At 45.0% G+C, this 21311-nt stretch carries 14 protein-coding genes; 10 read left to right on the top strand and 4 right to left on the bottom strand.

The features are described 5' to 3' along the window. Positions 1–432 precede the first annotated feature (432 nt). The 5 genes from calR (at position 433) to UQW94_RS20750 (ending at position 8155) form a co-directional block, all read left to right on the top strand. Positions 433–1392: a LysR family transcriptional regulator CalR gene (gene calR, locus UQW94_RS20770; protein WP_005379693.1), complete on the top strand. Its 960-nt coding sequence runs from the start codon at positions 433–435 to the stop codon at positions 1390–1392. A gap of 293 nt (positions 1393–1685) precedes the next feature. Then, complete coding sequence (locus UQW94_RS20765; RefSeq protein ID WP_053306858.1) at positions 1686–3494, top strand: AMP-dependent synthetase/ligase; 1809 nt, start codon at positions 1686–1688, stop codon at positions 3492–3494. 449 nt (positions 3495–3943) lie between these two features. Beyond that, positions 3944–5668 carry an acetolactate synthase 3 large subunit gene (locus tag UQW94_RS20760; RefSeq protein WP_005379695.1) on the top strand — a complete coding sequence of 575 codons (1725 nt, stop codon included), beginning with the start codon at positions 3944–3946 and terminating at the stop codon, positions 5666–5668. Between the two features lies 1 nt (position 5669). Continuing rightward, on the top strand, positions 5670–6164 hold the full coding sequence (gene ilvN / locus UQW94_RS20755) for an acetolactate synthase small subunit (RefSeq protein ID WP_005379697.1): 495 nt from the start codon (positions 5670–5672) through the stop codon (positions 6162–6164). A gap of 110 nt (positions 6165–6274) precedes the next feature. Continuing rightward, positions 6275–8155 (top strand): GGDEF domain-containing protein, encoded by a 1881-nt coding sequence (locus UQW94_RS20750; protein WP_230238303.1) that lies wholly within the window; start codon positions 6275–6277, stop codon positions 8153–8155. Between the two features lie 54 nt (positions 8156–8209). Here the strand turns inward: UQW94_RS20750 and UQW94_RS20745 are convergent, their stop codons facing one another. Then, positions 8210–8896, bottom strand: a complete 687-nt coding sequence (locus UQW94_RS20745; RefSeq protein WP_080659233.1) for a GntR family transcriptional regulator — start codon at positions 8894–8896, stop codon at positions 8210–8212. Positions 8897–9053: 157 nt separating this feature from the next. Then, positions 9054–10466: a pyruvate kinase PykF gene (gene pykF / locus UQW94_RS20740; protein ID WP_005392243.1), complete on the bottom strand. Its 1413-nt coding sequence runs from the start codon at positions 10464–10466 to the stop codon at positions 9054–9056. A 433-nt stretch (positions 10467–10899) separates the two neighbouring features. Between pykF and UQW94_RS20735 the strand changes: the two genes are divergently transcribed. Together UQW94_RS20735 and glmS are read left to right on the top strand one after the other, a co-directional pair. Further along, positions 10900–11661, top strand: a complete 762-nt coding sequence (locus UQW94_RS20735) for a DeoR/GlpR family DNA-binding transcription regulator (RefSeq protein ID WP_005379701.1) — start codon at positions 10900–10902, stop codon at positions 11659–11661. Positions 11662–11771: 110 nt separating this feature from the next. Beyond that, positions 11772–13604 carry a glutamine--fructose-6-phosphate transaminase (isomerizing) gene (gene glmS / locus UQW94_RS20730; RefSeq protein ID WP_005379702.1) on the top strand — a complete coding sequence of 611 codons (1833 nt, stop codon included), beginning with the start codon at positions 11772–11774 and terminating at the stop codon, positions 13602–13604. Positions 13605–13693: 89 nt separating this feature from the next. On the opposite strand, the gene UQW94_RS20725 is transcribed toward glmS, so the two are convergent. Further along, positions 13694–14776 (bottom strand): glycerol dehydrogenase, encoded by a 1083-nt coding sequence (locus tag UQW94_RS20725; protein WP_206953639.1) that lies wholly within the window; start codon positions 14774–14776, stop codon positions 13694–13696. A 353-nt stretch (positions 14777–15129) separates the two neighbouring features. Here UQW94_RS20725 and dhaK point away from each other — a divergent pair, with 353 nt between their 5' ends. From dhaK to ptsP, 3 genes are read left to right on the top strand one after another with little or no spacing between them, the layout of a single operon-like run. Continuing rightward, entirely contained in the window at positions 15130–16188 is a 1059-nt protein-coding gene (gene dhaK, locus UQW94_RS20720; protein WP_025534290.1) for a dihydroxyacetone kinase subunit DhaK, read from the top strand. A gap of 15 nt (positions 16189–16203) precedes the next feature. Beyond that, the gene (gene dhaL, locus UQW94_RS20715) at positions 16204–16839 is read left to right on the top strand and encodes a dihydroxyacetone kinase subunit DhaL (RefSeq protein WP_005379705.1); all 636 of its coding nucleotides are present in this window, start codon (positions 16204–16206) and stop codon (positions 16837–16839) included. Position 16840: 1 nt separating this feature from the next. Beyond that, positions 16841–19240: a phosphoenolpyruvate--protein phosphotransferase gene (gene ptsP / locus UQW94_RS20710; RefSeq protein ID WP_170893670.1), complete on the top strand. Its 2400-nt coding sequence runs from the start codon at positions 16841–16843 to the stop codon at positions 19238–19240. A gap of 80 nt (positions 19241–19320) precedes the next feature. Here the strand turns inward: ptsP and dhaR are convergent, their stop codons facing one another. Continuing rightward, complete coding sequence (dhaR, locus tag UQW94_RS20705; RefSeq protein ID WP_322142533.1) at positions 19321–21246, bottom strand: dihydroxyacetone kinase operon transcriptional regulator DhaR; 1926 nt, start codon at positions 21244–21246, stop codon at positions 19321–19323. Between the last annotated feature and the right edge of the window lie 65 nt (positions 21247–21311).

The raw sequence follows: 21311 nt of genomic DNA, 5'->3' as shown, positions 1-21311 counted from the left end.
ATTTGACTGATAAGTGCAAAATTCAATCAGAGATATAGCTGCTATATGTTGTTCTTATCTCAACCAATAACTGAGCTAAATGCATGCTTGTGTTAACCGCCTGTCCTATCAATTTGCTAAATACGTCCTCAAAGAATGCATTTTTACGTGTTTTATAGTTTTTTATATTTTTATCAAGTATTTGTTACTTAACAAATAAATACCTAATTGGCTAAAATTTACTGATTAAATATCAATCTAGTTGCGAAACCGCAATCGATTAGTTGATAGTACAGTTCGAGCCGGAAGTATCCGGACGATAAATATAATAAAAAGTTAGGTTATCTATTCGTAAAATGATTCGAATCCAGCCGCCGTCTTTTGTGCGAGATGGGATTCTATTCATTATGAATTTAATGAACAAAGTTGACGATTACAAAAGAGGCGCACTCAATGTTAGAGAAGAAAGACGCGATGAGCGCAATTGCTAGCTACCGTATGGAAAGCACTTTGCGTGGTGTAGATTTAAACCTACTGACTGTATTTGATGCTGTAATGCAAGAGCAAAATATTACTCGTGCAGCACATAACCTAGGCATGTCTCAACCGGCAGTAAGTAACGCCGTGGCACGCTTAAAAGTGATGTTTAACGACGAGCTATTCATGCGCCAAGGCCGTGGTATTCAGCCTACGCAACGAGCTCGTCAACTGTTTGGCCCTATTCGCCAAGCACTACAGCTGATTCGCAATGAACTTCCTAGCTCTGTATTCCAACCAGAATCTTCGACTCGCTTATTCAAGCTTGCGATTTGCAGCCCTTGTGACATGCGTTTTGCTCCGAAGATCATGGCAAAAGTGAATCAACAAGCACCAAACGTTCAGCTTCACCTAGATGCAGAATTTGACCGTTTGTTGTCTGAGCGTATGCGCTACCAAGAAATTGATTTCGTGATCGACTACGCTCGTTTTGATGAGCAAGGTTTCTCAAGTACTGAAATCTTCAAAGATGAATTAGTGGTTATCGCATCAAAAACCCACCCACGCATTCAAGGTGGTGTGACGGCTGAGCAACTGCTTAACGAAAAGCATGCGAAGTTATCGAAAGTGCATGGCCAACGTAGTTTCTCAGAGCAAGCGTACCGTGAACTGGATTGCCAAGCGGCGTATGAAGGTTCTAGTTTAAGCAACCTACTATACGTGGTGGGTCAATCTGAGCTTGTGACTATTGCACCACGTTGGATGGCGGAAAATGCGGTAAACAGCGATCAACTGCAAATTCTTGATTTCCCATTTGCGAACAAAGAAATCAGCGGATTCTTAAGCTGGCATGAATCAAGTGAAAAAGATAAAGGCCACATTTGGCTACGCGATCAACTGATGATCACTTGTGGTGAAGTCGTTGCCGCAAAATAAGATGACGTTTGGTCTTCTCGATTAGACCATATTGGTAATCATCAATTTTTACAATTCATTGGTCCCCGAGCGATTTTTGTCTCTCGGGGCTTTTTGTTTTCGTAATAAACAATCTAAACAGTAAGTTAAATAGAGTAATCATTCAGCAATTTGAGGTACGTTCGCGACGTATAAGTGATAGTTGTCTCTTATTAGTGATAAGTTTGATACTGGTCAGTTGCGTTTTAGCAAGCCGTGAGTACACTTGTTCGCTCAATTAGCTTACGCCTGTAAGCCAAAAGGTAAGTAAAAGAATGGCCAAGTTAGATTTTCATATCGTTAAACGTATTCGTGAACAAATTGCGAACGGTGGTACACGCGTTGCACTCAAGCATAAAGTGGGTGAGGAGTGGCAAGGTATTACGTGGACGCAATTTGGTCAGCAAGTTGATGCTTTATCACTTGCACTTTTGGCTCAGGGATTAGGAGTCCAAGATAAGATCGGCATTTTCTCGAACAACATGCCGCAATGGACGATTGCTGATATCGCAGCACTGCAATTACGCAGCGTGACAGTACCTATTTACCCAACCAATACTGCCGCCCAGTCGGCGTACATCATTAACAATGCAGACGTCAAAGTTCTGTTTGTTGGTGAACAGCCTCAACTTGATGCAGCAGTGAGCATTTTCGACCAGTGCGAACAGTTAGAGCTCATTGTTGCGATGTCTGATGATGTGGAACTTGGCGATCATGATTTCGTTATCTCTTGGCAAGCATTTGTTGCCAAAGGCGACACTACATATCAAGTTGAATTGGACGCGCGTTTAGATCAGGCAAAAGAAGATGATCTACTCACGCTGATCTACACCTCGGGTACAACAGGCCAGCCAAAAGGCGTTATGTTGGACTACGCAAACATTGCGGCGCAATTGGAAGGGCACGATCAGCGCTTGAGCCTTTCTCAAAGTGACGTGTCATTATGCTTCCTTCCGTTGTCACACGTATTTGAGCGCGCTTGGACCTTTTATGTATTGTACAAAGGGGCGACCAACTGCTATTTGCAAGACACCATGCAAGTACGTGATGCACTGAGCCAGGTGCGACCTACCGTGATGTGTGCCGTACCGCGTTTCTATGAAAAGATCTTCTCTGCGATTCACGAGAAAGTGTCTCGCGCGCCGATTCATCGTAAGATCATGTTTACTTGGGCAGTCAACATGGGCGCAAAAATGGCCGCTTGTCATCAAGAAAAACGTCAGCCATCGCTCTTGCTGCGTAAGTCATACGCTTTGGCGGATAAGTTGGTTCTGAGCAAACTGCGTGCGCTACTTGGCGGGCAAATCAACTTTATGCCTTGTGGCGGTGCAAAGTTGGATGAAACCATCGGTCGATTCTTCCATGCGATTGGTATCAACGTTAAGTTGGGCTACGGCATGACTGAAACCACGGCGACAGTATCGTGTTGGGATGATAAATGTTTTAACCCCGACTCTATTGGTATGTCGATGCCTGGCGCACAGGTTAAGATTGGCGAAAACAACGAGATTCTGGTTCGTGGTCCAATGGTGATGCGTGGCTATTACAAAATGCCAGAAGAGACGGAAAAGACCTTTGATGAGCACGGTTTTCTAAAAACGGGCGACGCTGGTTACATTGATGAAAATGGCAACTTGTTCATCACCGACCGTATCAAAGAGTTGATGAAAACTTCAGGTGGTAAATACATCGCTCCACAAATGATTGAAGGTGCGATTGGTAAAGACCACTTCATCGAGCAAATCGCAGTCATTGCGGATACTCGTAAGTTTGTTTCTGCGCTTATCGTGCCTTGTTATGACTCGCTAGAAGAGTACGCGAAAGAGCTGAATATCAAATATCACGATCGCGTTGAGTTGATTAAGCACCACCAGGTGGTCGAAATGCTTGAGAAGCGTGTGAACGATCTTCAAAAAGAGTTGGCAAAGTTTGAACAAGTAAAGAAGTTTAAACTGTTACCAAGAGCTTTCTCTATGGATGATGGTGAGTTAACGCCAACTCAAAAACTTCGTCGTAAAGTCATCAATGACAAATACCAAGATGAAATTGAAGAAATGTATAAGGAAAAGTCGGATAAAAAGTAACTTAAGCTGACTTAGATTTTATATTGATGAAAAAATCCCCAGTGATGTGATCGCGCATTGCTGGGGATTTTTGTTTGTATTGATTTTTTCTGTTCTGCTCGTCAAATAACGCTATTTCGCCCTCTGTAGCTAAAAGCTTATGAAATAATGTTCTTTTTTTGAGCGTTAAGTTTCTAGGTTGTACTGTGAAATAGGAGATGTGTGGCTGCTATTCCTACTAACATTCTAATTACTAGTATCTTGTTTAAAAAGTAGACCAATCTCTCATTAGACCCTTTGATAATAAAACGTTACATTTGTTGGGTAACCTTGCGGGATGTTATGACGAACGCAAGACATAGCCGAAAACGTGGAAGTATTTCGATTAGGCTACGAATAAGACCTAGACTATGTAAAACCAGACCAATCCGTTGACCTTACGGTGAGGAAACTGGCTAAGGAGAGCAATTATGACAGCAATGTTGTCAGGCGCAGAGATGGTGGTTCAATCTCTGATAGAAGAGCACGTAGAGCAGATCTTTGGCTACCCAGGTGGCTCTGTTTTGGATATCTACGATGCACTGCATGCCAAAACCGATCAAATCAAACACGTACTTGTAAGGCATGAGCAAGCCGCCACTCATATGGCAGATGGTTACGCTCGAGCTACCGGTAAACCGGGTGTCGTACTTGTGTGCTCGGGGCCGGGCGCGACCAATACCATTACGGGTATTGCAACAGCGTATATGGACTCTATCCCAATGATCGTTATCTCGGGTAACGTACCGAATAGCCTAATTGGTAATGATGCTTTCCAAGAGTGTGACATCGTCGGTGTCTCCCGCCCAGTGGTCAAACACAGCTTTTTAGTAAAAAAAGCGGAAGATATTCCTGAAACAATCAAAAAAGCGTTTTATATCGCGACTACAGGTCGACCTGGTCCAGTAGTTATTGACTTGCCAAAAGATGTAATGAATCCGCAAATCAAACTGCCTTACCAATACCCAGAAACGCTTTCAATGCGTTCTTACAAGCCGACAACTTCGGGCCATAAAGGCCAGATTAAAAAAGCGCTTAAATCGCTATTAGAAGCGAAAAAACCAGTGCTTTATATCGGTGGTGGTGCGGTGATTTCTGGCGCTCATGAACATATTTTAGAGCTTTCCGACAAACTGAACCTACCCGTTGTGAGTACTTTGATGGGCTTGGGGGCATTCCCGGGTACACATAAAAACTCACTGGGCATGTTGGGTATGCACGGCACTTACGAAGCTAATATGGCAATGCATGAAGCGGATCTTATTTTTGGTATCGGTGTGCGTTTTGATGACCGTACAACCAACAATCTTGAAAAGTACTGCCCAAACGCAAAAGTGATGCATATTGATATCGATCCGTCATCGATCTCGAAAAACGTGAAAGTGGATTTGCCGATCGTAGGTTCTGCGGAAAAAGTGCTGACAACCATGCTCGGGCTGCTTGCAGAGCAAGGTAGTGGAAATGATCAAGATGCTATCACTGCATGGTGGGATGACATTCAAGTATGGCGTGACCGCAACTGCTTGTCTTATGAAACGTCTCCAGAACGAATCAAGCCACAGCAAGTAATTGAAACGCTGCACAAGCTAACTAATGGTGACGCATATGTGGCGTCTGATGTGGGCCAGCATCAGATGTTTGCGGCGCTGTACTACCCATTCAATAAGCCGCGCCGTTGGATAAACTCTGGTGGTCTTGGCACCATGGGATTTGGTCTTCCGGCTGGCATGGGCGTGAAGTTTGCCATGCCACAAGAAGAGGTCGTGGTTGTGACTGGTGACGGCAGCATTCAGATGAACATTCAAGAATTGTCGACAGCCATGCAATACGACATTCCAGTGAAGATCATCAACCTGAACAACCGATTCTTAGGCATGGTAAAACAGTGGCAAGACATTATTTATCAAGGTCGTCACTCTAATTCTTACATGAGTTCTGTTCCTGACTTTGCAGCGATTGCAGAAGCTTATGGTCACGTCGGTATTCGTATCGAAACGCCTGATCAGCTCGAAGAAGGGCTACAAAAAGCGTTGGATATGAAAGATCGTCTGGTGTTTGTGGACATCAACGTAGACGAAACCGAACACGTATACCCGATGCAAATCAAAGGTGAGGGTATGGATAAAATGTGGCTAAGCAAAACGGAGAGAACTTAATATGAGACACATTATTTCATTGCTATTGGAAAACCAACCGGGTGCGTTGTCTCGTGTTGTTGGTTTGTTCTCTCAACGTGGTTACAACATTGAATCTTTGACGGTATCACCGACTGATGATGAAACCCTGTCGCGAATGAACATTACCACGACATCTGATGAGATGCAGTTGGAACAAATTCAGAAGCAGTTACACAAATTGATCGATGTGCTGAAAGTGCAAGAAGTCACCGAGTATGAGCACATTGAGCGTGAACTGATGATGGTGAAAGTGAAAGCCAGTGGTTTTGCGCGAGCAGAAGTGAAGCGTACGGCAGACATCTTTCGTGGCCAGATCGTGGATGTCACGGCTTCCCAATACACCGTACAACTTGCGGGTACGAGTGAAAAGCTAGATGCCTTCATTCAAGCGATATCCGAAGTGACCGAAGTTGTCGAAGTTGCTCGTAGTGGTGTCGTTGGCATTGCGCGAGGAGAGCGAGCCCTCAAACCTTAACTCTATGATTGCATATAGAAAAGCCACTTAATCTAAGTGGCTTTTTTGTTTAGAAAATAACAATTAATGATATAATTGTCGTTTTAGTAAGCATGATAGGCATTAGACGTGTGAAAGTACCTAAGCGAGTCGGCACCTTATTGGCGACAGCACTATTTTTTAGTGCACTCACTGCCGCTTACTACTATCAGAAATATCTGACATTGTTAGAAAACAATGTTGAGAACACCGCTCAAGAAGCGTTACATCAATTGGCCTATACTGGCCGTGAATACAGCAATATTCAGGATCAAATCGAAACGATCAGTGACCTACTTGGTCACAGCCAAAGTCTGTATGAATATCTGCGCCAACCTAACCGGGTGAACCGTTCCATCTTAGAAGACATGTGGATCTCGGTCGCAATCAATCAAAAGTTGTATAAGCAAATTCGCTTTCTTGATGTTTCTGGTCGAGAAAAAGTGAGGATTAATTATGATATTGAAACAGGCGCTGCGTTGCCCGCGATCAAATTGCAAAATAAGTCAGAGCGAGATTACTTTCAATTCGCTAAGAACTTAGACGATGGCGAAATCGCTTCGTGGGGGATAGGTTTAGAACGAGAGTATGGCGAGTTAGTCTATCCCTATAGCCCGTCACTGCGTATTTTGATGCCTATTTCGCTTAACGGAAAGCGCGAAGGGTATCTTGTGCTTAATGTTGATATTGACTATTTATCCTCTCGACTCAACTATTCGTCAGTGCTTGATTTCCATATTGAGCTGATTAAGAGTGACGGATTTTACATTGATAGCCCTAAATCAGCTCGTTTGTATGGCCATATAATTCCCGCTCGCTCTCAATTTAATTTTGGCCGGATGTACCCAAACATTTGGCGTAGTTTAAATTCAAAAGATTCGGGCTATGCTTACAATGGTTCGAATTTGGTCGCGTATCGCACCATCCAGTTTGTTTCTAGCGAACCTCTTCATCTGGTTATTGATCTTACCAATGAGCAGTTATTATCCCGAGCTCAGAGGGATATTGATGACTTAATCCAAGAAGCGTTTTTTGTTCTAAGTTTGGTGCTCGGCTTCACTTTGCCGACGGCAGCCCTTGCTCTGCATTATCGGCGTCATAGTATGGAATCGAAGTTGGCTCGAGCTGCTCTTGATGGTATGACTGCGGTGATGATCTCGGATGCTTCACATAGAATCATCATGGTTAATCAAGAGTTTGAAAACATGATGGGTTACTCAACCAAGCATGCCCAAGGTTGGAGTGCACATCATTTAATTTTTCTACCTGAAGATCTCGAAGCAAACCTGAGTATCTGGAAAACACTGAAGAGTGAACACGTATGGGAAGGGGAGATTCGTTGTCGAACTAAGTTTAATCAAGTCTTTACTGCAATAATGCGTATTCAGGCGAATTTAACCAAATCAGGTAAAGTGAGTTATTACATTACGTCGCTAGTGGATATCTCTGGGCAAAAAGAGTTAGAAGAAAAATTACGAAACCTAAGCGAAAAAGATGGCTTGACGGGGTTGTGGAACCGCCGAAAATTTGAAGAGCAATTGGCGCAATATGCGGGGATTATTGAACGCTATCCTGATAGCCCTCCTGCTTGTTTGGCGTTGTTTGATATTGACCACTTTAAACGTATTAATGACGAGCTTGGCCACGACGAAGGAGACAAGGTGATTTGTAGTGTCGCAGAAACCCTCCTAGAAGAAGTCCGCAGCACAGACTTTGTATCTCGTGTCGGTGGTGAGGAATTTGCAGTGATTATGCCGCATACAACACTAGAAGAGGCTGAAATTGTATTGAACAGGCTACGTGTCGCGGTTCAAATGCGTAGTGATAGAGGCATTACTGTAAGTGCTGGGTATAGTGATTTAACCTCTGATCGTACAAGAACGTATAAATGTGCTGATATTGCTTTGTATGAGTCAAAAAGTGCAGGGCGTAACTGCGTATCGCTATGTCATAGTTATGATGATATTGCTTAGTGCTTTTACAAAAACGAAAAAACGGGGATAGACCCCCGCTTTTTAGTCTCAGCGTTATTCGCTAGCCAGTATGCGACATTGGTTGTCGATGGCGGCTTCGATACACTGTATTGACTGTCTCAAATAACGCTCTAGATAACCTAAAGCATCCTGACTCTTTTTGTCTAGCGATGCCTTCATCAGTATTTCTTGCTCATCGAGATTACAGTGCCCAGGGTTCCCTGTGCCTAAAATCTGCATCGCGAAGTATTGGTAGCGTTTAATTTGCGTGAGTAGATCGCGGAAAAAACCAAACATATTGACAGAGCCAGCACCTTCAAACAGCGCAGTAAGAAACTGATTTTGGCGCTCTTCCCATTCCCTCCAACAAAAGCTTTCGCCAGGTTTTACTCGGGATAACTTGTGATAAGCAGTTAGTACATCCAGTTCCCATTTTTCATCGCCAATCATAATTGCCTTACTGAGTAAGCATGCGGAGACCATTTGCAGGCTTTCGTACAAGTCATGTAACTCATCTTTACATACAGGTGCAACCCAGCAGCCTTTTTGCGGCTCGAGTTTGACGTATTTGCTCCAAGATAATTGCACCAATGCTTCTCGAATGGGTGACGCTCCTACGTTGTACTTCTCTTTGAGTTCGGCAACCACGAGTTTTTGACCTGGTTTAAGCTCGCCATCGAGAATATCCTGACGGATCATTCTTAATACTTTGTCGGTAAGAGTGGGACTAGACACATACACCTCATAGAAACTTTAATCGTGACGATAAAATTAAACAGTACGAAATTCTGATAGAGGTAAATAATACAATTAGCCTATTATGAGAGCAAGAAAGCCATATAAAAAAGGAGGGCATAAGCCCTCCTTCTCAAGAAACTGAAGTGTTAAAAGTTCAGTCTTATAGCACGTGTACAGAAGCTGTGTTCGTAGTACCTGAAGCAACTAGAGCGCCAGAAACCATAACAACGATATCGCCTTTGTTACCTAGACCTGATTCTAGAGCAAGTTCTTTACCCGCTACGTAGAATGCGTCAGTGCTTTCGATTGAATCAACAACTACAGGAGTAACACCTTTAGTTAGAACTAGCTGTGCAGCAGTTTTCTTGTTAGTTGTTAGCGCTAGAATGTTTGCAGTTGGGAAGTACTTACGTACTGAACGTGCAGACTTACCGCCTTCAGTTGCAACAACGATAAGTGGAGCAGCTAGTTTCTCAGCTGTGTCTACAGCGCCTTTACATACTGCTTCAGTGATGCGAAGACGTGGGCTGTCTAGACGAGAACCTAGTTCAGCTTTTAGCGCTGAGTCAGTACGGTTCGCGATTTGAGCCATGATAGTTACCGCTTCAACAGGGTATTTACCTTTCGCCGTTTCACCAGAAAGCATTACTGCGTCAGTACCGTCCATTACTGCGTTAGCAACGTCGCCTGCTTCCGCACGAGTAGGACGTGGGTTGTTGATCATAGAATCAAGCATTTGAGTTGCAGTGATAACCATCTTACGTGCACGGTTACACTTCTCGATCATCATTTTCTGAGCGAAGATTACTTCTTCCGCTGGGATTTCAACACCTAGGTCACCACGAGCAACCATGATGCCGTCAGAAAGCTCTAGGATCTCGTCGAAGTTATCAACACCTTCTTGGTTTTCGATCTTAGAGATGATGTGGATGTTCTCGCCGCCGTTTGCAGCAAGTACTTCACGGATTTCTTGAACGTCAGACGCTTTACGGATGAAAGAAGCTGCTACGAAGTCAACGCCTTGCTCACAACCAAATTTAAGGTCGTTCTTATCTTTTTCAGATAGTGCAGGTAGGTTTACAGAAACGCCAGGAAGGTTAACACCTTTGTTTTCGCCTAGTGCACCGTTGTTAAGAACTTTACATTTAACTTCAGTTTCAGTCTTAGAGATAACTTCCATCTCGATTAGACCGTCGTCTACTAGGATAGTGTTACCTACGTTTAGGTCTGCTGCGAAACCAGCGTAAGTTACTGCAACTTTATCTTTGTTACCTACAACTGAAGTGTCAGTTGTGAAAGTGAATTCTTGACCTGCTACTAGATCAACATCGTTACCGCCTTCTAGCTTGATAGTGCGGATTTCTGGACCTTTAGTATCTAGAAGAATTGCTAGTGGTTTGCCAGTAGCTTCCATTACTTTACGGAAGTTCGCGATACGAGTGCCGTGTTCTTCGTAGTCACCGTGAGAGAAGTTAAGGCGCATTACGTTCATGCCTGCGTTAACTAGTTCAGTTAGCTTCTCTACAGATTCTGTTTTAGGGCCAATCGTACATACGATTTTGGTCTTTTTCATGGAAGATACTCTCCGGTAAGTATAGTTACAATTTGAAAGTCGGTTATTTACTCTGAAGTCAGGACGTTTTTGATGACATTTAGTACCTGTCACCCACCGATTTTTCGTCTCATTATTAGAACTTCAGATTCTGAAAGTCTTTCACCAAGTTTAGTCATTTTATGACTAAAAGATCGGCGATTTTGGTTACCTTTTTGTGACTAATCCCACTTTATATGCAGAAAGTTGCAAAAAAATAGCCTTCAATTCTGTAATTTTTTTTCTTTTCGGTGGCGAATTCTACCACTGAATGAATCCAATATCACTGTTTAAGAATTGTCTTAGGACAAGGTTTTATCGAGAAATATTAATTTTTTGGATCGAAATAAATGGACTTAAAAGTTTCGGTTTGACTATAATAAGTTTCACATCGAAACTTAAAATCAAAACTTAAATGTCGAAACGAAATACTCAATTAAGAAGACACGCCATTTCTAACTTGGTTTCTGAACTAGGAGAAGTCAGCGTTGATGAACTTGCTCAGAAATTCGAAACCTCAGAGGTCACGATTAGAAAGGATTTAGCTTCTTTAGAGAAAAACGGCCAACTTCTACGCCGCTATGGCGGTGCGATTGCTATCCCAAAGGAAGTCATTCACGAAGAATTGGGCGCTAATGTTTCGACTCGAAAGTTAAGCTTAGCAAAAGCAGCAGCATCATTGATTCGCGATCATAATCGCATCGTGATCGACAGTGGCAGCACGACTGCCGCGCTGATTCAACAGTTGAATGATAAACGTGGCTTAGTGGTCATGACCAACTCGTTGCATGTTGCTAACGCCCTAAATGAATTAGAGAGCGAACCGACACTGCTGATGACTGGCGGTACTTGGGATACGCACTCAGAGTCCTTTCAAGGCAAAGTAGCCGAATCTGTATTACGAGCTTACGACTTTGACCAACTATTCATCGGTGCGGATGGCATCGATCTCGAGCGTGGAACCACGACATTTAATGAATTGGTTGGCTTAAGTAAGGTAATGGCAGAAGCGTCACGTGAAGTGATCGTAATGATCGAGTCCGAAAAAATCGGCCGTAAGATCCCAAACTTAGAGCTCGCTTGGCATCAAGTTGATGTGTTGGTGACCGATGCAGATATCCAAGCAGAGCATAAAGTACAGATTGAACAACATGGCGTGAAAGTCATTTGCGCCTAATAATGTAATCAGTTTCATATTTCACTTCCCTCTGGATAAAGGCCTTTGCTTGCTGCCTCTATTTGAAATCATGGCTAGGGAAGAACAAAACTACAAACGGAGATAAACACATGTGTGGAATCGTAGGTGCAGTAGCACAACGAGATGTTGCAGAAATTTTGGTTGAAGGTCTACGCCGCTTAGAGTACCGCGGTTACGACTCTGCTGGCGTTGCGGTTGTTGATGGCGAATCAAACCTAACGCGCGTTCGTCGCTTGGGTAAAGTACAAGAATTGGCTGATGCAGTAGAAGAAGCAAAAGTGATCGGCGGAACTGGTATTGCGCACACTCGTTGGGCGACGCACGGTGAACCTTCTGAAATCAATGCTCACCCACACATGTCTGGTGATATCGCAGTGGTCCATAACGGCATCATCGAAAACCATGAAGAGCTGCGTGAGCTGCTTCAATCTCGTGGCTACGTGTTTGAATCGCAAACGGATACAGAAGTTATCGCACACATGGTTGAGTGGGAACTTCGTACTTCAGAAACGCTATTAGAAGCGGTACAAAAAACAGCAAAACAACTTGAAGGCGCATACGGCACGGTAGCGTTGGATCGCAAAGATCCTTCACGCATCGTAGTAGCGCGTTCAGGCAGCCCGATCGTGATCGGTTTTGGTGTGGGTGAAAACTTCCTAGCGTCTGACCAACTTGCATTACTTAACGTTACGCGCCGTTTCATGTACCTAGAAGAAGGGGACGTAGCAGAAATTACTCGCCGTGAAGTCACTGTGTTTGATGCAACGGGTGAGCCAGTTGAGCGTGAAATTGTTGAATCTAACGCAGAGCATGATGCAGGTGATAAAGGTCAATACCGTCACTTCATGCAAAAAGAAATCTATGAGCAACCTAAAGCGTTGATCAACACAATGGAAGGTCGTATCACGTCAGATTCTGTTGTGACAGACGCGATCGGTGTGCACGCGGCAGACATTCTAAGCAAAGTAGAACACGTACAAATCGTGGCGTGTGGTACGTCTTACAACGCAGGTATGACGGCACGTTACTGGTTTGAAGACATTGCAGGCGTTAGCTGTGATGTAGAAATTGCGTCTGAATTCCGTTACCGCAAGTTTGTGACTCGTCCAAACAGCCTATTGATCACGTTGTCTCAGTCTGGTGAAACCGCTGATACGCTAGCAGCACTTCGCCTAGCAAAAGAGAAAGGTTACATGGCGGCGATGACCATTTGTAACGTAGCAGGCTCTTCTCTGGTTCGTGAATCAGATTTTGCGTTCATGACTCGCGCTGGTGTTGAAATCGGTGTGGCTTCAACCAAAGCGTTCACGACTCAACTTTCTGCACTACTTATGTTGGTAACGGCACTGGGTAAAGAGCAAGGCCGCATCAGCAAAGAGAAAGAAAAAGAGATTGTTGAAGCGCTACACGCACTTCCTAAGCAAATCAACGCGGCACTTTCTTTCGAGAAAGAAATTGAAGCACTAGCAACGGATTTTGCAGACAAGCACCACACATTGTTCCTAGGCCGTGGCGAGTTCTACCCAATCGCGATGGAAGCGTCTCTAAAACTGAAAGAGATCTCGTACATCCACGCAGAAGCGTACGCGGCGGGTGAACTGAAACACGGTCCTCTGGCCCTAATTGATGCTGACATGCCAGTTGTTGTGGTTGCACCAAGCAACGACCTACTTGAAAAGCTAAAATCAAACGTTGAAGAAGTGCGTGCGCGTGGCGGCCTTCTATACGTATTCGCAGATGCAGACGCAGGCTTCGAAGGCGATGAGACAATGAAGATCATCACAATGCCTCACGTTAGTGAAATCACGGCGGCGATCTACTACACCATCCCTATGCAGTTGCTGTCTTACTACGTAGCACTGATCAAAGGTACGGACGTAGACCAACCACGTAACCTAGCGAAAGCGGTGACGGTTGAGTAATTACGCTTAACAGCAAAAATCCTGAGCGGCACATGCGAGAGTATGTGCCGCTTTTTTATTTAAGCCCACTTTAAGGGGGGGGGGGTGAGTTATTGACCCAACTGGTGAGCGGTTAGAATTGCAGAGTAGACATTTTCTGCCGTCACTGGGAATGGCATATTGTGGATGGTTTCTCCCTCGGCCGTTGAGGCTTCGGCGACCTCGCGCAACTTAGCGTGGTTAAGATCTTTAACGCCCATATCAAATAAGTTGGTTGGTAGACCTACAGAGCGGCAGAATGCAAGAACCGTATTAATCTCTTCCATCGCTGCGTTTTCTAGTACCAGCTGAACAAGTGTGCCGAACGCGACTTTCTCACCATGATAGAGATGATGACACTCTTCAAGCTTAGTTAGGCCGTTATGAATAGCGTGAGCACCCGCTAGACCACTGCTTTCAAAACCGATACCGCTTAGGTATGTATTGGCTTCAATAATGTTTTCTACCGCTTTGGTGCTCACACCATTTTCTACCGCAGCTTTTGCTTTTACACCATCTTCAAGCAAGGTTTCATAGCAAAGTTTCGCAAGCGCTTGTGCTGAACGCGTCGCTAACCCACCAGCCATTGTTGCCTTACCAGAAGTCATATTGGCACGAGCTTCAAAGTAGGTGGAAAGCGCGTCGCCCATCCCCGATACAAGTAAGCGAACTGGGGCTTTGGCGATGACTGACGTATCCATGATGACCATGTCTGGGTTTTTAGGGATCATCAAATATTCTGCAAATTCACCTTCAGGTGTGTATATCACCGCAAGCGCTGAGGTTGGCGCATCAGTCGAGGCAATCGTAGGAACCACCACGACAGGAATTTTGGTGTAAAACGCAACAGCCTTTGCTGTATCTAACGTTTTACCGCCACCAATACCGACAATGACATCATGTTTTTGAGTCGCACAAATGTCCGTGATGCGTTCAATCTCAACGCGCGAACATTCGCCACCAAAAATGTTCATAGTGAGTGGAAGCTTCTCGTCAGCAAAGCTTTGTTTGACGTCATCACCAACCAGGTTAGTCACGAACTCATCAGCAATTACTAACGGACGTTCACCTAATGTTTTCACATAGTGAGCGATAGATGTAAGTACTTGTTCACCTTGGACGTATTTGCTTGGGCTGATAATAATTTTATCCATAATTCAAACCTTTAACCTTTTTTATGTGTGTTTTTGACTGCAATGAAAATCCATTGTAGCGATAAGGTTTATATTAGGTTTGGTGTGGTAAGTGGTTAAGGATATCTCTGATTTTGTTCCATGCTTTTATGACCTCTGTGTCAAACCGACTGTCAGAAGTAATAAGCATCAGCATGCTTTATGGCGACGATCACTATTCAGGAAAATTTGTCGTTTTTTGTTTCATATTGAAACGAGAATGTCGAAGATTTTGTTTCAATATGAAACAGATTGATTTTTGTTGAGTACGCTTTTTCTCTGTTTAAGATGAATTCATACCCTACATAAAAATATAAATGGAATGAGATAGAACGATGAAAAAGTTAATTAACCAAGTCGATGATGTTGTATTGCAGCAAATGGAAGGCCTGGCATTGTCCCGCCCTGAGCTAAAAGCTAACTACGAACCTCGTTACATGTGGCATGAGGAAACGCCGGGGCAAGTGGCATTGGTTTCTGGTGGTGGCTGTGGTCATGAACCTTTACACGCAGGTTTTATTGGTAAAGGCATGCTGACAGGTGCTTGCCCTGGAGAGGTATTTACTTCACCTACGCCAGATCAAATGTACGAATGTGGTAACCAAGTGAATACTGGTGAAGGCGTGCTGTTTATCATTAAAAACTACACCGGTGATGTGTTGAACTTTGAAACGGCCGTGGAGCTGCTTCATACCGATGGCATCAAAGTTGGGTCGGTGTTGGTGGATGACGATGTTGCAGTCAAAGACAGCCTGTACACCGCTGGTCGTCGTGGTGTTGCTGGAACGGTATTAGTTGAGAAGTTAGTTGGTGCTGCCGCGAACAAAGGTTATTCGCTGGAGCAATGTGAAGCACTGGCTCGTCGCGTTAATAATCACTGTCGTTCATTTGGCGTGGCGCTTAATGCTTGTGTTGTGCCAGCTGCGGGTAAACCATCTTTTGTTCTGGAAGATGATGAAGTGGAGTTTGGTGTTGGTATCCATGGTGAACCAGGTATCAAGCGAGTGAAATACACCGACGCCGATACGTTAGTGGATGAGATGTTTGCTGAAGTTGCTGAAAACACGCCTTATCAGCGCACATTGCGTATTTGGAATCGTGACGAAGGTGAATGGGATGAAGTGGAATCCAGCATTGAGCCTTTCGCCGCTGAACACGACTATATTGTGATGGTGAATGGTATGGGCGGAACGCCAATTTCTGAGCTTTACGGAGTGTACCGCCGTCTTGCCCATAACTGCGAGCAAGCGGGGTTCCGTATCGTGCGTAATATGGTCGGTAACTTTTGTACGTCACTTGATATGGAAGGCGTTTCAATTACGTTGCTGAAAGCAGATAAAGAGATGTTGGAGCTGTTTGATGCTCCTGTCGATACGGCTGCGATCAAGTGGTAACAGGGGGGAGCAAACATGCAAATTGAAAAACAACATATCGTTCACTGGTTAGAGTTATGTGCAAAAACGTATCAAGAGAATCAAGATTTTCTGACCGACCTTGATCGTGATATTGGTGACGCAGACCATGGTCTCAATATGAACCGTGGCTTTAAAAAAGTTGCTGAAAAACTACCGCAATTTGCGGACCAAAATATCGGCAGCATTCTCAAGAATACGGGCATGACCTTGCTTTCTAGTGTCGGTGGGGCAAGTGGCCCGCTTTATGGCACGCTGTTTATTCGCACGGCTGCCGCTGTCGGAACCCGAGAGCAACTAACGTTTGAAGAGTTGGTCGATGCACTAAAAAGCGGTGTGGATGGCGTGGTGTCTCGTGGTAAAGCAGAGCTGGGTGATAAAACCATGTGTGATGTTTGGTTACCCGTCTTAGTTAGCGTGAAGGCGTCGTTAGAAAATGGCATGAGCGCCGATCACTTACTGAATGAAATGGTTGAGCTAGCAGAAACGAACGCGGTTGCCACGATTGAAATGTTGGCGAAAAAAGGGCGAGCAAGCTATCTGGGGGAACGTAGTATTGGTCACCAAGATCCCGGTGCAACCTCTTCTTTGTTAATGATTAAAGCACTCCAGCAGGCAATAGCAGGTAATTAAGATGGTGGGAATTGTAGTTGTATCTCATAGTCGTCGACTTGCAGAAGGGGTGGCAGAACTTGCCACCCAAATGACGCAAGGCAAAGCCAAGCTTGCGATTGCGGCTGGGATTGATGATCCAGAGAACCCGATCGGAACCGATGCCATTGCCGTGATGGAAGCGATTGAGCAGGTACAAGATCAACAAGGGGTTGTTGTGTTGATGGATCTTGGCAGCGCGTTGCTTAGCACGGAAATGGCTCTGGACCTGATTGATGATCATGTGAGGGAAAATGTCACCCTTATCTCGGCACCTATTGTTGAAGGAACCATGGCGGCGTCGGTGGCTGCTGCTGCCGGACTACCTTTATCGACGGTAGTCGAAGAGGCACAGAATGCGTTAAGCGTAAAACAAGAGCATCTTGGTGATCAGCCACTAACATCCGCTGAGATAGCGCCAGTATCAGAAAACTTTGAGCAAGAACGGACATTTGATTGGGTAGTGCAAAATCCGCATGGATTACATGCTCGTCCCGCTGCGGCCATTGTTGGTGCACTCGCGCCTTTCGACTGCCAATTATGGTTGAAAAAAGGCGAGCGCCGTGTGAACGCGAAAAGCTTGAACAGCATTGCGAAACTTGGCGTTCGTAGTCAAGAGACGATCACCTTATGCGCACTTGGACCTCAATCCAGTGAAGCAATCAAGGCATTTGAAGCCTTAGCTAGTGAGCACTTCGGAGAAAAAGAGGCGGTTGAGCAAGGCATTATCGAACCTGAAGAAAGCTCGGATACTCTGCTCGATGGCATGGCCTCAAATCAGATTGAAGGTGCTGTTGTTGGTATTAGAGTCAATGACGGTATCGCTACTGCTCCTGCTGTCCTTTTTACTCATGAAATGCCAGCAGTGCCTGAACGTGATTTCCAAAGTGAACAAGATGAAATTGAACGGGTTAAGCGTGCGATAGGCGTGGTTGTTCAACATTTGCAGGAGCAAGCGAAGCAGCCGAAAGGGGAAATATTTTCCGCTCATAGCATGATGCTCAGTGACCCAGAATTATGGGCATCGGTCGAGTCGCGAATTCAAACGGGCATGATAGCCGAGCAAGCTTGGGTAGAATCACTGCAAACGTTGGCCAAAGAGTTTCGCCAGGCAGAAAGTCAGTACATGCGGGAACGCGAAGCAGATGTGCATGATATAGCACGCCAAGTTATGGTCGAAATGACAGGCGTAACGCCTAATGCCATCGACATTCAGGAACCGAGTATTTTGTTGGCCCGTGACCTTATGCCTTCTGATGTGGCCGGGCTTGATAAATCTAAAGTGCTTGGTATCTGTTTGAGTGAAGGAGGAAAAACCTCTCACAGTGCGATTCTTGCTCGTGCGATGGGGATTCCTGCCATCGTTAAAGCTCAGGGTTGCCTTGATGCTGTGCGTGCTGGGCAAGTGGTGACTATTGATGGCTTTCGAGGGCATTTATGGTTCTCTCCTTCAGATGCAATACAACAGGAATTAGAAGCGCAACAAATTGAGTGGCAAAGCACCCGACAAAGTGCACTAGCGAGTGCTCAGCAAGCCGCAGTCACCTGTGATGGTGTCCATATTCCAGTATTCGCCAATATTGGTGGACCGAAAGATATTGATGATGCACTAACATCAGGAGCTGAGGGCGTTGGTCTATTCCGGACTGAGTTTCTATTTCAAAACAGTGATGAGTTGCCGACTGAGGAAGTGCAATACCAAGTGTATCGTGATATTGCTGCCGCACTTGGTGATAAGCCACTTACGATTCGTAGTCTAGATGTTGGCGGTGACAAGCCTTTAGCCGCTTATCCTATGCCAGCAGAAGATAATCCATTTTTAGGTTTGAGAGGGGTGCGGTTGTGCCTTCAACATGAGTCATTGTTTACCGCTCAACTTCGAGCCATTCTGAGAGCCTTTCACGAGCAACCGAATATTCAATTGATGATACCGATGGTGGCTCAGGTTGAAGAAGTGAGAAAAGTAAAAGCGCTGTTGGCGCATCAAGCAAACCAACTCGGCTTGGATGCGACTCATTTGCCCGTTGGTATTATGATTGAGGTGCCAGCCGCGGTATTAAATGCTGATGCGTTAGCCCAAGAAGTCGACTTTTTCTCTATCGGCACCAATGATTTGACTCAATATGTTATGGCCGCCGATCGAGGTAACGCCGCCGTTGCTGAATTGGTGAACTACTTTGAACCATCGGTACTAAAAGCCATTGAGCTCACGTGTGCAGCAGGCGATCGCGCGGGCATACCGGTTAGTATGTGTGGTGAGATGGCTGGCGATCCAAATGCCACAGAAACATTGCTCCGCGTGGGGTTGCGAAAATTCAGCGCCAGTTCGAGCATGCTACCGGGACTAAAAGCGCAGATTCGTCAGTTGTCTGTCGATGTTTAATCGATACCTTATCGTTAGTACACCTGTACCGGCGTGCTTACGCCGGTTTTACTTTTGTTATAGGAACGCCAATTCACGACTTAATACAGCTTCATTTGCTCCTGCAGCCCAAACTTATTAATTTTTCTCCATAAGGTCGTGCGGCCAATTTGCAATGCTTTCGCCATATCATGCATTTTGCCATCACACTGATTCCAAGCCTGAACAATCGCTCTTCTCTCGGCTTCTTCTAACGTGATTACTGGCGTATTTTCTGCGGTATGGCGAGAATTCAGTTTAATGTCTTCAGGAATATCGTTCAGCTTGATTAAGTTGGAACTGCGGTTAAGCAAAATTCGCTCAGTTCGATTTCTTAATTCAGAGTTGTTGCCTGACCAACGAAAATTCATCAACGCTTCCAGTGCGACTGGTTCTATCGAGATAGTCACATTGTGGCGGCGTTCGTAATGGCTGATAAGCTGCTGGACGAGAAATTCAATGTCTTCTTTACGCTTTCGTAGTGGTGGAATATGCAGCTCGTTCGAGGAGATTTCATAATAAAGTTGCCGACCAAATGAGCGCTGAGTGACATACTCGCTGATCTCTGAAGAGGTGCTGGTGATAAGTTGAAAGTCTACGGGGATCAATCGCAAACTGTCGCTGCGGCTGACGAGCCCAGTTTTTAACAACTTAAGTAGCACGGCTTGTAAATCGGGCGACAGATATTCCACCTTTTCTAAAAAGAGCGTACCGCCATGGGCGAGCTCAAACTTTGAAGGCATGCCTTGCCCCTCGTCGTATCCCAGGGTTTCTTTGACCAGTTGCTCTGTATTGATGGAGCGACAGTTGAGCGTAATGAATGGCCCTTCTTTGTAGGTGCTTTCGTTATGAATCGCCATGGCGAGAGTGGCTTTTCCTACGCCTTCTTCACCTGTAATTAGAATTGGTGATTTGGACTTTATGGCCCGTTTTGCCACGGTAATGACATGCTTCATTTTTCGTGAAATGACAGGCAAAGTGCTGAACGTATAGCGCGCACTGCCACCTATTTGTTGTTGAGCAAGTTCGCGAATTTTATCGATAGGGTGCAAGAACAATAAGTGTGTGCCGTCGTTGAGTGGACGCAAGGTGATGATCGCTTCAACAAACTCGCCACGAACCTCTACCGTTGTGAGTTTACGGTTTATGCTCGCACCTGACTCAATACTAGTAAGGACATTCGGTGGGAAGCGCAAAACAGAAAAGACTTCTTTATCCAAGACCTGACTGGCTTCAATGTTTAACAAACGCTCGGACTGGTGATTTACCATGGTTATACGGCTTTCTTCATCCCAGGCCAGAAGGCCGTCATCCATGCACTCTAACGTTGCGTTATGCGCACAAGTGAGGCGGTTCATGTTTTCTTGTTCCGACTGAATGTGGATTTGCAAGCTGACTTCTTTCGCGCTCGACGCGATGATGACTAAGTCTTCTTTCTTATAGCTCTCTGCTTTTTTGAGAAGGCATGTTGTGCCGCGTAACTTGCCAAACTGGTCGAAAACAGGCGCCGCTACAGAGACATAAGGATGTAAGTGGCGATTGAAATGTTCTGCTGCGAAAACTTCACACGGGATATGAGTACTAATACAGAGATTGACTGCATTTGTGCCTATCTTTCCTTCGGAGAGAAAACAGCCTTGTTTTATGCCGAGCGCTTGCATCTCTTGTCGCATTGAGTCATGTCCCACAACAGATAGAATGCAGCCGTTGCCATCGGTTACCATCAATAGCAGGTCTTCGTCCCCTAGCATGTCGTAAGTGTCTTCAAGTACGGTCGTGGCGCATTCGATGAGGTGCTCGTTGCGTTTCATCAGAGATGAGAAGGTAAATCCAGAGGCAATATGTGGCTTTGACCAGGTGTAAGGGCTGCATTGCTTTATGCAACGCTCCCACGACTCGAGGACGGGAGTGCGGGAAAATTCTGGAGATACCCAGTGGTGTTTCTGGAAAAACTCCCACTTAGTTTTAGTGTCTTCGATTGAAAGCATGCGATCCCGTTTCAATACTAGCGATAGATTGGTCTGATGTTACAGAGACATCGGAATATGGACTG

The organism is Vibrio sp. PBL-C16 (assembly GCF_034321865.1).
In the GTDB taxonomy this organism is placed as follows: Bacteria; Pseudomonadota; Gammaproteobacteria; order Enterobacterales; family Vibrionaceae; genus Vibrio; species Vibrio alginolyticus.
Note: the sequence above shows the minus strand (reverse complement) of the source record. Positions and strands in the feature narration are given on the sequence as shown.

Excerpts from the sequence above, each read along its gene's own strand:
- calR (WP_005379693.1), top strand. The coding sequence starts at position 433 with ATGTTAGAGAAGAAAGACGCGATGAGCGCAATTGCTAGCTACCGTATG.
- UQW94_RS20765 (WP_053306858.1), top strand. The coding sequence starts at position 1,686 with ATGGCCAAGTTAGATTTTCATATCGTTAAACGTATTCGTGAACAAATT.
- UQW94_RS20760 (WP_005379695.1), top strand. The coding sequence starts at position 3,944 with ATGACAGCAATGTTGTCAGGCGCAGAGATGGTGGTTCAATCTCTGATA.
- ilvN (WP_005379697.1), top strand. The coding sequence starts at position 5,670 with ATGAGACACATTATTTCATTGCTATTGGAAAACCAACCGGGTGCGTTG.
- pykF (WP_005392243.1), bottom strand. The coding sequence starts at position 10,466 with ATGAAAAAGACCAAAATCGTATGTACGATTGGCCCTAAAACAGAATCT.
- UQW94_RS20735 (WP_005379701.1), top strand. The coding sequence starts at position 10,900 with ATGTCGAAACGAAATACTCAATTAAGAAGACACGCCATTTCTAACTTG.
- glmS (WP_005379702.1), top strand. The coding sequence starts at position 11,772 with ATGTGTGGAATCGTAGGTGCAGTAGCACAACGAGATGTTGCAGAAATT.
- UQW94_RS20725 (WP_206953639.1), bottom strand. The coding sequence starts at position 14,776 with ATGGATAAAATTATTATCAGCCCAAGCAAATACGTCCAAGGTGAACAA.
- dhaK (WP_025534290.1), top strand. The coding sequence starts at position 15,130 with ATGAAAAAGTTAATTAACCAAGTCGATGATGTTGTATTGCAGCAAATG.
- dhaL (WP_005379705.1), top strand. The coding sequence starts at position 16,204 with ATGCAAATTGAAAAACAACATATCGTTCACTGGTTAGAGTTATGTGCA.
- ptsP (WP_170893670.1), top strand. The coding sequence starts at position 16,841 with ATGGTGGGAATTGTAGTTGTATCTCATAGTCGTCGACTTGCAGAAGGG.
- dhaR (WP_322142533.1), bottom strand. The coding sequence starts at position 21,246 with ATGCTTTCAATCGAAGACACTAAAACTAAGTGGGAGTTTTTCCAGAAA.